This window comes from Prosthecobacter vanneervenii (genome assembly GCF_014203095.1).
Lineage (GTDB): Bacteria > Verrucomicrobiota > Verrucomicrobiia > Verrucomicrobiales > Verrucomicrobiaceae > Prosthecobacter > Prosthecobacter vanneervenii.
On sequence record NZ_JACHIG010000009.1, the window covers coordinates 1 to 15,647 of the forward strand.

At 62.8% G+C, this 15,647-nt stretch carries 6 protein-coding genes; 1 reads left to right on the forward strand and 5 read right to left on the reverse strand.

The window, feature by feature from the left end:
- Positions 1-731 precede the first annotated feature (731 nt).
- Complete coding sequence (locus HNQ65_RS18740) at positions 732-1,268, reverse strand: very short patch repair endonuclease (RefSeq protein ID WP_184341810.1); 537 nt, start codon at positions 1,266-1,268, stop codon at positions 732-734.
- Positions 1,269-1,453: 185 nt separating this feature from the next.
- Between HNQ65_RS18740 and HNQ65_RS18745 the strand changes: the two genes are divergently transcribed.
- Positions 1,454-2,350, forward strand: coding sequence for a hypothetical protein (locus HNQ65_RS18745; RefSeq protein ID WP_184341812.1), 897 nt, complete (start codon positions 1,454-1,456; stop codon positions 2,348-2,350).
- A 544-nt stretch (positions 2,351-2,894) separates the two neighbouring features.
- Here the strand turns inward: HNQ65_RS18745 and HNQ65_RS18750 are convergent.
- From HNQ65_RS18750 to HNQ65_RS18765, 4 genes are all read right to left on the reverse strand, one after another.
- The gene (locus HNQ65_RS18750) at positions 2,895-3,257 is read right to left on the reverse strand and encodes an outer membrane protein assembly factor BamB family protein (RefSeq protein ID WP_184341814.1); all 363 of its coding nucleotides are present in this window, start codon (positions 3,255-3,257) and stop codon (positions 2,895-2,897) included.
- A gap of 264 nt (positions 3,258-3,521) precedes the next feature.
- Entirely contained in the window at positions 3,522-4,508 is a 987-nt protein-coding gene (locus tag HNQ65_RS18755) for a GDSL-type esterase/lipase family protein (RefSeq protein ID WP_184341816.1), read from the reverse strand.
- Between the two features lie 488 nt (positions 4,509-4,996).
- Positions 4,997-14,617, reverse strand: coding sequence for a Calx-beta domain-containing protein (locus HNQ65_RS18760; protein ID WP_184341818.1), 9,621 nt, complete (start codon positions 14,615-14,617; stop codon positions 4,997-4,999).
- A gap of 181 nt (positions 14,618-14,798) precedes the next feature.
- Positions 14,799-15,593, reverse strand: coding sequence for a class I SAM-dependent methyltransferase (locus HNQ65_RS18765; protein WP_184341820.1), 795 nt, complete (start codon positions 15,591-15,593; stop codon positions 14,799-14,801).
- Positions 15,594-15,647: the final 54 nt, after the last annotated feature.

Below are 15,647 nucleotides of genomic sequence, written 5' to 3' on the forward strand. Positions count from 1 at the left end.
ACAAGCTTGCTCGCCACTTCCTCTCCCTCATTCAGTTTGCCTCCGTCATCGACTGGCTCAGATATGGCTCTTGAGGGTTTTCAAACACGGCCTAGAGACAATGAGTCAAGGTGGAGGCTCTGATGCCGGGCTTTCCAGTCTCCTATCGCTGGAGCTGATCATCGGCTTTATGAGCTTCAGGCTAAGGTGGTTGCCGGTTGCCGTGCTTAGGGTGGGCAACCGGCAACCATGAGCGCGAGTTGAGGGCCGGAGCCTGTGAACGAAGCGGCAGGGAAGAGAATGGCAGCGCAGCGGATGGCAGGCGGAGGAAGGCGGCGGGGAGGATTTGGGGACGTGGCGTGGCAACTTGGGAGAGGGGAAAAGTTGCCGTGGGTTTGTGGGCGCTGGGGGCGTGTCCGGGAGGAGCGCACGCGTCTCGCGTGCTGCATCCGGCGTCCTCGCGGGATGCGGGTCTGTGGGGTGCGATGGGGTGTGGGTGCTCGCGGTGCGAGGGGCGGGCGATGAGGGGAGGGCTCGGTGCGGTGGGGCGTGCGATGTGGGGGGCGTTGCGACACGCGGGGCTGTGGGATGATGCGGGGTCACGAGACGGTCTTCCGCGAGGACGCGGAAGACGGCCTGCGGGACGCAGGCGCTCCATCCGGACGTGCGCTGGCGCGGGCGCTGGGATCACCGACGGCAAGCCATCGCCCAAAGCGGTGCCCCCTGCCCCCTCCAGTTGCGGCGCAACTGGGCTACTTTTCCAGCGCCCGGCGCAGTCTGGCCAGGGTGCGCGGCTGGCGCTGGCGGGTGAGGGCGCATTCCCAGAGGCGCAGCACCGTCCAGCCGCGCTGGCGCAGGCGGCGGGTGACGAGGAGGTCGCGCTGGCGGTTGCGAGCGATCTTTTCGTCCCAGAATTTGCGGTTTTGCCGGGGGCGGGTGGCGTGGCGGGGGCAGCCGTGCCAGAAGCAGCCATCGACAAAGACGGCCACGCGCTGGGTGCGGAAGATGAAGTCGGGCCGCACGCGCAGGGGCCGTGTGGCGGGCGTGGGGGCACTGGCTTTGACTTTGCCCCCGGCTTTGGCTTTGCCTGGGGCTGCGGGGGAGGCCGAGGAAGATGGGGGCACTGACATGGCGGTGGTGCCGAGGGAGAGCTGCACGTGACGCCGCCAGCCGGTGATGCCTGCCGCCCGCATGAGCGCCACGAGCCGCAGCTCGGTGGCCGCATTGCCGGTGGAGCGGATGCGGCTCATCACTTCGCTGCGCTTGGCCGGGGTGAAGACATCGGGCATACGCGGGGAGTTTACGGTGGTTTACTGTGGTTGACGATTGTTTGTGTTGGCTGGCCGGAGGGGCGAGGGGGGAGCGCTGCTTTGCAGGCGGTGGGGATGTGCCGGTAGGGTGGGAGCCTGCTGGTTTATGTTGCGCTTCTTATGGTTTTTTTGCAGAATGCGGGCATCTCATTGCTTTTTCTTCCATGTGTTTCCGCTCTCTGCTGTTTCTGAATGTCAGGTGCATCCCAGCGGCTGCTGCCGTGCTCTGCCTAGTGTCGGCCCCGGGGTGGGCTGCGGGTGAAAAGCGCAATTTTACCGACCTGCAGGGCCGTGTGCTGCGCGCCAGTCTGGAGAAGATCTCGGGCGATGACATCGTGGTGAAAAAGTCGGTGGATGGCATGCTGGTGACGCTGAAGGCGGGCCAGCTGAGCGATGAGGACATCCTCTACCTGGTGCGCCAGGGCTTTGACCAGGGGGCGCTGCAAAACAGCCCGCGCAATGCGCCGGGCTCCGTGCCAGATACGGCGGAGGGCCTGCGCGCCAGCCTGGAAAACACCCTTTGGGACTGGGTGAATGCGGATGACAAGGTGCAGGTGGGCGGCACCACGGTGCTGAAGCAGGGGGCTTGGCAGGCGGTGCGCTTCCGCCCGGGCGGCATGATGAGCGCCTGGCACAAGGACAAGATCGTCTGGGAGGGCAGGTGGGAGGTGGTGGCCCCACGCACGGTGCGCGTGGCGGTGCGCGATGCCGTGGGCCTGGTGCTGACCTTTAACACAGATGCGAACCACTTCACCGTGGCTAATGAGCGCGACACCCAGGGCGACCGCCGTGGCCGCGCGCCAGTGCCTGAGCCCTTTGTGGGCACGTGGCGGTGGAAGGATGGCTTTATGGCGACGATCCGCGAAGACGGCACCGTGAACTCCGACGGCACCTGGAAGCGCGTACAGCGCTACCGTAATGACACCTACAGCTATGAACTGCACTGGGGCACGGGGGAACGTTTTGACTACTTTACCGTGCGCCAGGATCGCAAGCAAATGCATGGGCGTAATCACCTGGGCACTGAGCTGAGCGCAGAGCGGGTGGTGGAGCGGCCCTGAGGGCTGGGAATGACTTCAGCGCTGGAGCTGGACAGCCGACGGGGCAGGCAGCCGGGTGGTTGAAAAGAGAGCGCTTGTTCCGCTTCGGGGCGCGGAGGCTTTGGCAGAGGCGGGGTGCCGGGTAATACCACAATCTGTTGAAAACAGGTCTGACTCTGAGCCAGGCAAAGCCTCACCGCTGCAGACCGCCGGGAGGCGGGGCTTTTGGAATGGGGGATCGCGGTAAGGTGGCAGGCTGCTTGGGAACAAAGGATTCCAGGGACGCGCACAGCGCATCCCTACCATCCAGAGTAGCGCGTGCCAAGGGGCTGGTAGGGCACCGCTGTGCCGGGGCCGAAGTTTCGGGTCTGTGGTATCGCAGGCGCTGAAAAAGGTGCGCCGTCCTTGGAATGTGGAAAGGCTGGGAGACGTGGAGGTGATGATCACCATCTTAAGATGGCATCAAGACTCCTTTTCAACTGCTGGTGGTATAAGAGGCTTTGCCACAGCGACGGAGGGGGATCATCTTGATCCCCACACCTGCGGCGTGTTGGCAGCGTGGCGGTCAGCCCATGCCGCCGGGCATCATGCCTGGGAAGGTGCCGGGGGCAGCGGATTCCTGGGCGGCGGCAGCGGCAACAGCGAGGTGGGGGTGGCTGGTGCTGGCGCTCATGGAGGCGAGGCTGGCCACGCCTATGCCGCAGCCTTTCATTTCGTTCATCCAGATCTGAGCTCCTGACCAGGCATCGAGCGCATAGAGGTAGCCGCTGACGCTGACGATGAGGCGGTCGCCGTCTGGCAGGAGGCTGACAAAGCCGTTGCCCCAGGGGGCCTGCCATTTCCAGAGGATCTCGCCGGTGCCCCGGTGCACAGCGGCGACGATGCCGTTGAAGGCGGTGAAGAGGAAATCGGTGAGCTTTAGGTTCATGGCCGCCAAGGTATCCGCAGGCGGGCACTTGCCAGTGCAAGATGCGGGGCGGTTTGGAATGCGGGGGGGGGGGGGGCGGCAGGTCGTTGGATGGGTGTGGCGGAGGCCCGCACTCCCGTTGCCCCTGCGGGCTGGGATCAACGATTGCAAACCATTGCAAACAACGGCCAACAACGGCAAACGACTGCTAACCGCTCGTGTCTGCGGCGCTATAGAATCGAGGAGGAGTAGGAGGACGAGTAGGATTCCGCTGCGCGGGGGGCCTCACGGCCTGCGGGCCTGCTGCAGGGCTTCTTCCTTGAGCTTCTGGATGGTTTCGTCGCCCTGGGCGATGAGGGGGTCGAACATGGGGATTTCCTTGGCGTTCTGGCCCTGCTCGTGTTTGCGGAAGCCGAAGAGGTACGTCTCGTTCTGCGGACGCCAGCGGTTGAAGAAGAGGGTGTCTTTGGCGATGACGGCGCGGCGCAGGCTCTCGAGCGCGGGGGTGGGGGCGGTGGGGGTCTTGAGGCCGAGGCCTTCGACGAGCTTGGCGCTGAGCTTTTCATATCCGGCACGGGTGTAGTGCACGCCGTTTTCGGTCAGGGGCTGGCGGATGACGCCGGGCTTGGGCAGGCCGCCCATGAGCTCAAACCAGTCGATGAAGAAGGCATTTTGGCTGAGGGCAAAGGTGCGCAGGGCATCGCGCAGGCTGGAGAGGTTTTTGTTTTCGCCGCTGAGGTCGGGCAGCGGGGGCGGGAGGGTCTCAAGGGGTGGCGGGGTGGCGATGATGATGCGGGCGCCGGGGGCCTTGGCGTGGATGAGCTCGATGAGGCTGCGGTAGCCGGTGAGGAATTCGGGGAGGCCGCCGAGGCGCTCGAAGGCGAGCTCGCTGCCGTAGCAGAGGAGGACGACGGTGGGCTTGAGCATCTCCAGGTGCACGGAGAGGCGCTGCAGGCCCTCCTCAGGCGGGCCGAAGTAGGAGCGGGCATGGCCGAAGACGGTGTCGCCGCTCCAGGCGAGGTTGCGCACGGTGACTTTGGTTTCGCCGAGGGCGAGGTCGAGGCGGGGCTCGAAGGAGCCGTAGTCGTGCTCGCGCTCGAGGACGGTGTTGCCGAGGAGGACGAGGCGGTCGCCGTCTTTGAATTCAAAGGTCTTGGGCTGGGGCGGATTGGAGGGAGCGGGGGCGGCAGGCTCGGGAGCCTGGGCAGGGGCGTGGGGGGCGCAGACGCAAAGCGCGAGTGCGAGGAGGCCGGCCAGGGGGGAGGAATTCATGCGGGCGGTATTGGAGCGGATTCGCGGCGAATGTCCAGCGTGAGGTGCGGGGGGAGGTGCGGGGGGGTGCAGTTGTTTGCAGTTGTTTGCGATGGTTGGCAGTGGTTGGCAGTGGTTGGTCGGGAAGCAGGGGGCTTTGGGAATGAGGGAAAGGTTAGCAGATGGCGATGGGAGGAAGGATTCTACGGACGCGGCGCAGCGCGTCGCTACCGGCCCTGCGTGCGGCGGACCGTGCTTCTGGATGAGTCTTCAGGGCGACGGATCGTCGCCGCTCCACAGCGCTGCGCGTGTGCGCGAGATCTTCCTCCGCCTCTTCCTCTTACTCCTCCTCTCGGGGAGACCGTCTTTGCGGGTGGGGCACCCGCGTGCCTGGATATCTCTGCATGGCGACGGATCGTCGCCGCTCCACAGCGCTGGGAGTGGCCTCCGCGCTCTGGGAAACCACGGCAAACCACGGCAAACAACCGCCAACGACTGCAAGCTCCCCTCTAATTCCGCACCACCTTCACGCGCATGAACCGGGGGCCGCTGGCGCTCATGGGCAGGGCATCACGGACGATGAGCTGGGTGCTGGTGTTTTGCTCGGTGACGAGGCCCACGCTGCTCCAGCCGTTGGGATTGGTGAGGTCGCTGGTGGCTTCGACGGTGAAGGTCACATCGGTGGCGGCGGCGTTTTTCGGCACGGTGATGCGGAGGTATTTGTCGGTGCTGACGGCGGTGGTGTCGTACACCAGCGGGGAGGTGCCGGCGGTCTGCGGCGGGGTGCCAAAGGCGTATTCCAGGAGGTTGGCCTGGCCGTCGCGGTCGGCGTCGTAGGTGGCTGCGGCGTTGGGGTCGGAGTAGGCGGTCCAGTTTTGCGCCTGCCAGACTTCAAAGGCCTTGGCGTAGCCGGTGAAGGTCAGGTCTTTGAAGGTCTGGGCGCTGCTGTCATTGGCGGTCAGGCGCAGCACATAGCTGCCGGGCTGGCTGAGGGTGGCGGTGGTGTCCACCTGCGTGGCGTCGGCAAAGACCACGCTGGCGGGCCCGCTCTGCCGGCTCCAGGTGGTGCTGAGGCTGACGGGCGTGGGGTAGCTGTCGTCCGTGACGGTGCCGTCCAGCGGCACGGGGGAGAGCGGGTAGGTGGCGGTGCTGGCGATGCCGACAATCGGCGCCTTGTTGAGGGACTCGATGGTGAGGCCGCTGAAAGTGGCCGTGTTGAGTCCGACGCCCGACGCATTGTTGACGTAGAAGCCGACCCACACAGGCGTGGTCATGATGATGGTCTGTGGTTGACCGACTTGAATCCAAGTGCCTGGACTGCCGCTCACATTGGGCGCACGGAAGGCGGTGACGGAGGTGCCTTTGCGCACGACACGCAGCCAGTCGCCGTTATTGACACCGCTCGGCAGGCCATCACCCGTGCCGCCGGCAATGACGGTCCAATAGTAACCATTGTATGCACTGGAGCCGATGCGACCAAACTGCACATAAGCTCCGGCATCGAGACCTTCCGACAAACGCAGGCCCGCGATGGCGCTGCCCGCGCCGGAGGTCATGGTGTTGAGGCGCGCAGTGACGACCAGATCACCATAGTACTGCCAGCCGTAGAAGTAACCAGTCGTCGAACCCGCGATGGTGTAAGTCCCCGCGCTCTCACTGCCGCTGCCGGCGGCGGCAGGTGATGCCGTCGCGTCTTCGCTGACCAATGCCGGACCACTCAGCGCGGGTGTGGTGCTGACGTTGTCCAGCACGGCATTCGCCACGGTGCTCGTGCTATTGCTCGTGGTCGTGAGTCCGAACAGCGCGCGGTTGTCCATCGTGATCGCGGTCGTCGTGCCGAGTTGCGTGTAGTTCACGCCGTCGCTGCTGTAGGATGCGGTGATGTTATTGGTGGCGGCCACGCGGTCCAGTTTGAGCCACAATGGCAAGGTCAACCCAGTGCCGGTGGCAACGAGCGTGTCGCTCGAGCTCGCAGTGGTGCGTGCACGAAACTGCAGCCCAGTGCCGGGCACGTAACCCAGCACAGCGCGCCGCGCGCCGCGCGCCATCGAATCACGGATGGTTATGCCAGAAAGCGCTGCTGTCGTGGTGAACGTTGTGAGTCGGGCGACGATGCTGCCATCGCCATCCAAACTCCGCAGCATCACACTGGCTTGATCGGTGCCGCGCGAAGCGTAGCCGCCACCACTGCCATTCACGCTGAATTGCGTGCCGCTCTGCAATCCTTGTCCGCGCTTGGCCGCGATGGGATCGAGATCCTGCGAGATCCAATCACCCGCCGTGAGACTGCCGCCAACGATGACCGTGACCTGGTCTGTGCTGGTGAACAATCCGTCGAAGGCGCTGAGTTGCAGCGCATAGGTTCCTGCGACGCTGAAGGTGACGGCGGTGGTCGCACTCGTCGGTGAAGCAAACGCCGCCGTCCCAGGACCATTGACTTGTGTCCATTGCAGCGTCGTTGCCGAAGGCAGTCCATCATCACTCACCGTGGCGCTGAGGATGATCCCATTGCTGCTGGCGAGCAGCACGCCTTGTTCACCGGGGCTGTTGATGAAGAGCGTCGGCGCGCTGTCGTTGTCCTGGATCGTCACGAATGCCGCGTCCGGCGTGCCGATCGTGTAATTGCCCCCGCCAGCCACGATGTTGACGGCCACGGTTTCATCACCTTCCTGCAACGAGTCGTTCACGGGTGTGATGGTGATGGTCTTGCTCACATCGTTGATCGCAAACGCGACTGACGTGCTGACCGTGCTGTAGTCCGTGGTGTTCGTGGCGGTGCCTGCGATCGCCACCGTCACCGTGAGCGCGACGTTGGTCGGTGCGGTGCGAGTGATGGTGAAGGTGCCGGTGTTTCCCGGCGTCTCGCTGGCGATGTTGTCGGTGGCGGCGATGGTCACCGTGCTGCGATCATTGTCGGCGATGGTGACCGTGGCCGAGGACGCAGTCCCGATCACATAGGCAGCGTCAGCACTGATGGTTTCAATCACGGTCTCAGAGCCTTCGTTGGTCGCATCATCCACCGGCACCACATCCAGCGTCGCGCTGGTCTGTCCGGTGGGGATCACAAAGCTCAAGGGTGTGGCTATCGCGGTGAAGTCCGTGCTGCTCGTCGCGGTGCCGCTGCGCGCGAGCAAAACGGTCAGCGGGGAGGTCGTCGGCCCGGAGCGGCTGATGGTGAACTGCCCGTTGTCGGGTCCGGTCTCAGAAGCGTTGGGATCATTCGCGACGATGCTCACGGTCGGCAGGTCGTCGTCATTGATCGTTACGGTGTGCGTGGTGATACTGCTCGTCAGCAATCCGACGGGATTGGACAGTGTGAGTGTGAACGATTCCGCGCTCTCGACAATGCCATCATCAAGGATCGGCACGGTGATCGTTTTCACTGTATCGCCCGCAGCGAAGTTCAGCGTGCCACTGGCACCCGTGTAGTCGCTGCCGCTCAATGCCGTGCCGTCCGCCATGGAGTAGTCGATGGAGACGTTCGTTGTCGCGGCGGTGCTGAGACTAACCTGAATCACGGCAAAGCCCGCGTTCTCCACCACCGTCGTCGATGCCGCAGCAAAGCTCACATAGGGGCTTGCGGAGCCGGTGTCGTTATCGACGATGGTGAGTCCGTGGTAGCTGTTGGTGCCAAGCACTGCACCGTTGGGATTGAGCAACTGCAAGGTCACGAGGTTGTTCGGCTCGCGCATGTTGTCGTCGTTGATTATGATGCTGATGTTCTTGGAAGTCTCGCCCGGAGCGAAGGTGAGCGTGCCAGGTGCGAACGTGTAATCGACGCCGGAGCCGAAGGCGCTCGAGACGGATTGCGTGCGGTAGAATTGTTCAATGGCCAGGGAGTTCGACCAGCCGGCATAGAAGTCACGTGCGTAGCCGTTGCGGTCCGTGCGCATCATCACACCTGCCTGCGCATTGCTGGCGCCACCCGACAGACTCGTGAGCCTGGCAATCAAGGTGAAGTCACCGCTGACTTCTCTGGCGACGAAGCGCCCCTCGTCTCCGCCAGTGCTCACACCGGAACCCGATCCATTCACCGTCCACACGCCGCCGTTCAAGCTCTCCGAGCCATCGACGTTGACGAACCCTACATCCCGTCCCTGAAGAGTGCCGCTGCCAGTAAGGCTCACATTGTCAAACGTCGCCGTGGCAACGGTGCCATCTGAGCGCGCGGAGCAGAAGATGCCGGCAAGTGTTGTGGGACCGAGCGCGATGGTTTGCGTGGTGCCGACACTGACCCAGGTGGTGCCGTCATTTGACTGCGATGAAGTGAAAACATCACCCGAGCGCTGGAGGCGGAACCACTTGGAAAGAATCGGCGTGGTCACCGCCGTCTGTGTGGCTGCTGCAGCATTCAGGGTTGCGCGTGAACCGCTGAGAAAACCACCCGTGCCATGCACCAGCGAAGCGGCGTAAATCGCACCTGCATTGGTCACATCGTTACGCAGCATCACGCCGAGCCGGGCGCCGGTGCTTGTTGCAGTCTGGCTCGCAAGGCGTGCGGTAACAGTGCAGTTCGCCGAATTTGAAACAGGAAAATAGACAAACCTGAATTGATCAGTCGTCGCACCACCGCCCGGTCCGGTGCCGGTGGCTGTGATGCTGTAAACGCCGCTGGTGTTGGTGTGCGAACCCGTGGCGGCACTGAGATTCACCGCACCTTCTGATCCGACGGTGGCACCAGCATCGAGACCGGTGATGGCAAAATTGTCCACCGATGCCGTCGAAGAAACGGAGGACGATGCCGACCCAAGCGCAATGCCTGCGTAATAGGTGGACGAAGACAAACCGCTCAGCGTGACGGTGCCGCCGCGCTGGACCCACGCACTGCCATCGTTGGACTCGAAGAACGTCAGGCTCGATCCCGCGCGCACCACGCGCACCCAGTAAGGCAGCGCCTGCGTGCTGACACTGGAACTCGAACCCGACGTATTCGTGCCCAGCGCATAATCAATGCTCACTGGCGCCGCCTGTGCGGATGAGAGCGTGACGGGGATGTTCACCGTGCCCGCGTTCTCATTGACCGCAGACGACGACGCCTGGAAGCCGACCGAGGCTGTGCTCGTCTCATTGTCGGCGAGATACATCAGCGTGCCAGGACCACGCCCATACGAGCCGGCAGCCAAGTCAAAGGTGATCGTCTCAGTGCCTTCAAAGGTGGTGTCGTTGGTGATCACGAGCGGTATATCACCTCCAAGGGCGCCCGCTGCGATGGTGAGAGTACCGGTGTTGCCGCTGAAGGTGAGGTTCGCACCTGTCGTCACCGTGTAGTCAGTGCCAGCCGTCGCAGAGCCACCGAGCGTGAAGTTCACAGCGAGTGCCGCCGTCGTCGAACCGGTGCGTGAGACATAAAACTTCGTGGGGGTTGAGGTCGTGCCTTCCGTCACCGTCGAGCTTCCGGCAGTGCCCACTTGCGTATCGACAAACACCGATGGCTGCTCATTGTCGATGACCCACATGGATGCTGAACTGGTCGGGCCAAAAGTCGTGTAGCTGGCGCTCGGAGTGATGGTGATCGCCACATTCTCCAACTCCTCCGCCACGGCATCGTCGATGGGACGCACAATCATGTCAAAGACACTCATCCCCAGTGGAACGGTGAACGAGCCCGACAGCGGAATGCTCGCGGCGGTGTTGTAGTTCACGATGGTGCCGCTGGCGCCCACGGCCCAGACATTGGCGGTGCTGATGCCGCGCACTCCGCTGAGTGCTGGCACGGCATTGGAGACTTGCGCAGTCCATGTCGTGGCATTGGTGGTGCGCAGAATGACGCCGTTGCTGCCGCTGGCCCAGGCATTGCTCGAATCGGCTGCCCAGATGCCGGAAAGGTCTTGAGTCGTGGGAGAAGTGAGCGTGCTCCAACTCGTGCCGGTGGTCGAACGCAGAAGCGTGCCCGCCGCACCGGCAGCCCACAAACTCGTCGCGCTGCTGCCGGTAATCGAGCGCAGCGTATTGGTCGTGGGCGAGGTTTGTGCCGCCCACGTCGAGCCGTTCCAAAAGCGGATCACACCGCCCGCACCCACTGACCACACACTGGTCGCGGAGCTGCCCCACACCCCGTAGAGCGCGGTGGCAATGCCAGACGTCTGCGCGCTCCAGGCCGTGCCGTTGAAGAACAAAATCGTGCCGCCATCTCCCACGGCCCAGATGCTTGTGGCGGACGTTCCCCAGACCGCACGCAGGATGTTCGTGGTGCCTGAAGTCTGTGCGCTCCAGGCAGTGCCGTTCCATTTCAAGATGACACCGCCGTCGCCCGCGGCCCACACGCTGGTGGCGCTGGTGCCCCACACGGCGTTCAGGCTGGAGGTCACGCCGGATGATTGCGCACTCCAACTTGTGCCATCCCATTTCATGATGGTGCCTCCGGCACCCACGGCCCAGGCATTGTTCGCATCGGCCGCCCACACCGCATTCAGCGTGGACGTTGTATTGGATGTTTGCGGATTCCAAACCGATCCGCTGTCATAGTCCACGCCGTTCGTTGCCGTACCACTGAGTGAATAGTTCACGATCAGCGGCGTGGTCAGATCGCCACGCACCGTAAAGCGAAAGGTTCCGGTCGTGCTTGGCTCGGTGACTGCGCCGATGTTCTCCACGTCGATGTAAGGCACGGTTCCCGCCGCGTCATTAATCGTCACAGTGGCGACGTTCGGCGTGCCGACGACATAGTTTGCGGAACCCGCGCCGAGCGTGATTACCGCTGTTTCCGGACCTTCACCGATCGTGTCGTAGCGCGGGATGATCGTGACGGTTGCCTGCGTTTGCGATGCCGGAATGGTGACCAAACCAGGCAGTTGCTCATAGTCCACGCCATGCAATGCGGGCGTGCCGGTGCTTGGCGTGCCGCTCATCGCATAGTAAACGGTGAGCGGATTCGTCGTGTCACCCGTGCGTGTGATGACAAAGGTTCCCGTGTTCGCCACAGCGCCTGGCTGCGTCAGGTCGATCTCCTGCGCCACAGGATCCGTCGCCACCACGCTCACCGTTTGCACTTCATCATCGACGAGGTTTGCCGAGGCGCTCAGCGCCAGCGGATCAGCGATGAAGCTCGCGCCCGTCGTGATGCTGAGCACCACCGTTTCAACGGGTTCGGTCAAGGCATCGTCGATGGGTGATACGCTCAGCGTCGCCGATGCCGAGCCGTTCGGGATCGTGATCGAACCGCTCAAGCTCGTGTAGTCCGTGCCGTTCGTCGCCGTCCCTCCAATGCTGTAAGGCACAATCAAGTCGGCTCCCGTCGAACCCGTTCGGGTGAACGTAAAGCTCATCGGCACGCCGCTGTTTTCAATCGTTGAGCCCTTCGACACAGCGAGCGATACTTTGGGCAAAACCGTGTCATCGTCATTGATCACGACGGTCGCCGTCGATGGATTGCTGGCCAGATAACCAACGCCGGGACCGAGTTGTAGAATCACGGTCTCAGGACCTTCCACCAGCGCATCGACCAATGGTGTGACGACAACATCAAGCGTCGCCGAGTTCGCCGGAATCGTGAAAGTACTGAAACCCTGCGAACCGGTGGCGTAGTCGGGAGCAAATGTGTAGTCCGTGCCCTTGGTCGCGCCACCCGATGCGGCATTGACATTGACCACCAGCGCAGAGCCAAGATCACCCGTGCGGGTGAGACGGAAGCTGCCGGTGGTGACGGGTGCAAGCTCGTTCGCGTTTGGATTCGTTGCCGTGATGGTGACGAACGAACTCGGCGTAGCCACGAAGTCCGCACCCGTGGCGCTGGGGCCGACGACAATGTTGTTGTTGAAGCGCTCGCTGAAGTTGAAGCCGTAGAGCAGCGGCGTCATCGAGTAGCTGTTCGCCGAGAGATTGGGAATGATGTAGTAGCCATCAGTGTCCGTGACCACGCCGTTGGCACCGTTGGCGAGCACAGTCACCCCCGCAACGCCAGCACCAGCATTGGTGATGCGACCGCTGATGGCGTAGCGGGAATTCCCATTGCCGACCGTGATCAAAACGTTGCGCGACGCCGTGCCGCCCTTCATGTCGCTCACCGTGCACGTAACCACGTAACTGCCCGCAGTCGGGAAGGTGCGCGACATCGTGGGTGCGTTTGGCGAAACCACCTTCACTGACGTGTCGCCGAAGTTTTGCCAGGAGTAGGCCAGCGTATCGCCATCGGCATCAGCGGCAGTTGCCGTAAACGTCACAGTGGCTCCGGTGGGCACCGATGTGTTCGAGGCCGTGAGCGTGAGCGTTGGTTCGTTGTTGGTCGGGAAGAAACCGAAGTTCACCGCCACATCCATGTAGCGCGGCGAATCATTCATCGCGACGGTGGTGATGTGAATGCCCGTTTCCGTGTCCGAGAACGTGCTGCCGAGTGAGATGGGCGAGTCTTCTTTGAGAAACGGTGAACCCGGCGTGCTGTCGATGAGCTGGAGATTGCTCGCGCCGCCGTTCGGAAAGCGCCAGCCGAGGAAGAGGCCGTTCTTGATCCACGGGTTCGTGTCAAACAAGGTGCGGACATCGGCCCAATAAACACGCTGCGTGTCCTTCGTAATCGTCATCGAATACGCGCGGCTTGGCAGCAGCAGACCGGTGTCCATCGCGTAGATGCGGTAGAGGCCGCTTTGGGTGACGTTTTGAATGAAGTTGCTCGGCAGCCACCTCACCTGATTCTTCGCCTGTGAATTGTAATGGTGTGCCAGGGTCGTGCTCGCACCGCTCATCATGTCGTAGTCGTGACCATACTCTTCGTTGGTACCCACGCCGATGCTGCTGGTGCCGGCGGTGTCCCAGAAGTTGGCATGAGCGAGGCCAAACGTGTGGCCCATTTCGTGGCACCATACACGCAGAGTGTTGTCGCGTGCCCAAACGAGATTGCCGCTGGCAAGACCACCGTAGGAGCCAGGGCCACCGTTGTGCCGCACGACGATGCAATCGTAGTCATTCCAATCATAGCCGAGCTGCCGCGCGGCCTCACGCGCATGCTGATGCTCCAGGCTGGTGCCGCTGATGTCTCCGCCGTTCGAGGTGTCACGATTCACATACCAGGCTTCATTGTGCTGCAACTTCACCGGTGGCGTTACCACGCCGAGCATCGTGAGCTTGCCAAACGATGCCTTGGAAAAAAACTCGCCGCAGTCACGCATCACGGCGGACAGCTCCGCCTCGGTCGCGGGCACCTTGTTGGTATCTGCATACGTCATCGGGATCGCCAGCACCTTGAAGGTGCCGAGCGATGGCGTCGGTGCGGACGGCAAATTCCCAGAGTAACCAAACACACCGCCGCTCACGCCTTCGCCCCAGATGATGGTTTGGTTGAACGGATCTCGGTGATACCCGCCGCATAGGCTCACGATCTCGGTCGCTGTCTCGACAATGTTGGCCGTCTCGCTCACTGCATCGCCCGGCTGCAAACCTTCCGCCTCGGTCTTCAGGCCCGAGATCGGGCAAATCGCAACAAGCGGCTTTTCTGCGGACAGTTTTTCGCCTGGCTCGAGCTGACGAGAAGGTGAATCATTCACCGCGAGGTCCGAGTCGACAGCGATGCCATTCAGAGAGACACCAGGCGAGTTCGAAAGCTTTTGTTCCAGCGAGCCATAGACATACGCGCGGTATGTCCCCCCCTCCTTAAACTCTGCCTCACGAAACATCACCGGTTTGTTCGGCAACGGTTCACCAGGTGCGGGCACCCCCTTAAACACTTGAATGGCGGCAACTCCATTCAAACGCTTTTCCAACAGCGAGACGATGCTAGTCGGCAATTGCTGCCGCACCACCATCGGCACCGCGCGCTCCAGCGCCGTCTTCGGATCATCCTTGATGAGCTGCTTGATCACCGGCCGGCGCGCCTGCGCCAGCTTCACCCCTTCCTCCACCATCTTGGCACGATCCTCGGGCGCTGCCTCCAGATAGTCCTGCGTCCATCTGGTGAAGGCGGCCATCTCGCCGTTCGACTGGATCTTTGCCTCGGTGCTTTCCACAGCCTCCGCCTTCGGTTTGCCAGGCTTCAGCGTGCTGGCGTGGACAGGGCCTGGAGTCTGGCGCGTGCGGCTTTTCTCAGGAGGGCAGCAGGAGTGCCCCTCCACGGTCAAAGACTGCTGGCGGGTGGCACGAAAAGCAAAAAAAGCGGCTGCAACGAGCACCGCAGAGAGAAGGATGAAAAGACGGGGGCGCATGGTGGTTGGCGGCGTCATCTGACTAACTTCCCACAGTCCACTTTATTAGAAATTTGTGCGAAATTTCAGAAGTCCGGAGCACCACAGGAAATCAGCATCCTACCGAAACCGGCCCGGCTAAAGCAATACCTTAGTGCAAAAATGCCTATCTTGACCGCGAAATAGGCCGCTTGAGCCGTCCCTACCGCCGCAGCAGCACCAGCAGAACGTCGGCGTAGCTGTCGTCCAGGCGGCGGGGCTCCTGGAGGTCGCAGGTAAAGTCATAGCACTCCATGAGCTCCAGCTCGGGCACCTTGCGCAGCAGGGCACGGAGCTGAGCGGCATTGTACGTGCGGAACTCCCAGCGCGTCTCCTGCGTGTGCGTGCGGCCTGAGTCCGTGATCTTGAGCCGGGTGCGCAGTTTTTCCAGACGGGTGCGGCGGTCGGCGGGCCAGGTGTGGGTGTTGCACACCACCTCGATCCTGCCACGGCGTGCCACCCAGCGCTCGTGCTCGGAGCCTCCACGGTCATAGTCCGTCAGGTGCAGTCCGAGGCAAAAAAGGCCGCCGGGGCGCAGTGCCGCCGCCACTCGCCGCAGGCACTCGGCCGCGTCCTTTTCCGTGTGGAGGTATTTGAAGGTGCTGACCAGGCAGTGGGCCAGATCAAAGCCGCCCTTCACCCCCTTGGGCAGGGTAAAGCTCTGCATCCAATCCTCCCAGAGCCGGGCCTGAAGGCCTGCGCCCTCCAGCCGCTGCCGGGCAAAGGCCGTCATGTGCGCATTGCCATCAAAGCCGCACACCTCCCAGCCGCGCTGCGCCAGTTCCAGCGCCAGCCGACCGCTGCCACAGGCGGGCTCCAGCAGGCGGCGCCCCTTGCCAGGCCGTGCGTAGCGCGCCATGGCCCCCTCCAGAAAGTCGGCCTCCTTTACCGTGCCATCATCAAAGACGATGTCGTAGTAAAGAGGGGTGTCGTACCAGTCGCGCAGTTCAGTGGCCATGCGGGGCATGATGGCGAGTTTGGCCCTGAGCGCCAGCAAAGCAGCTCCTCCTTT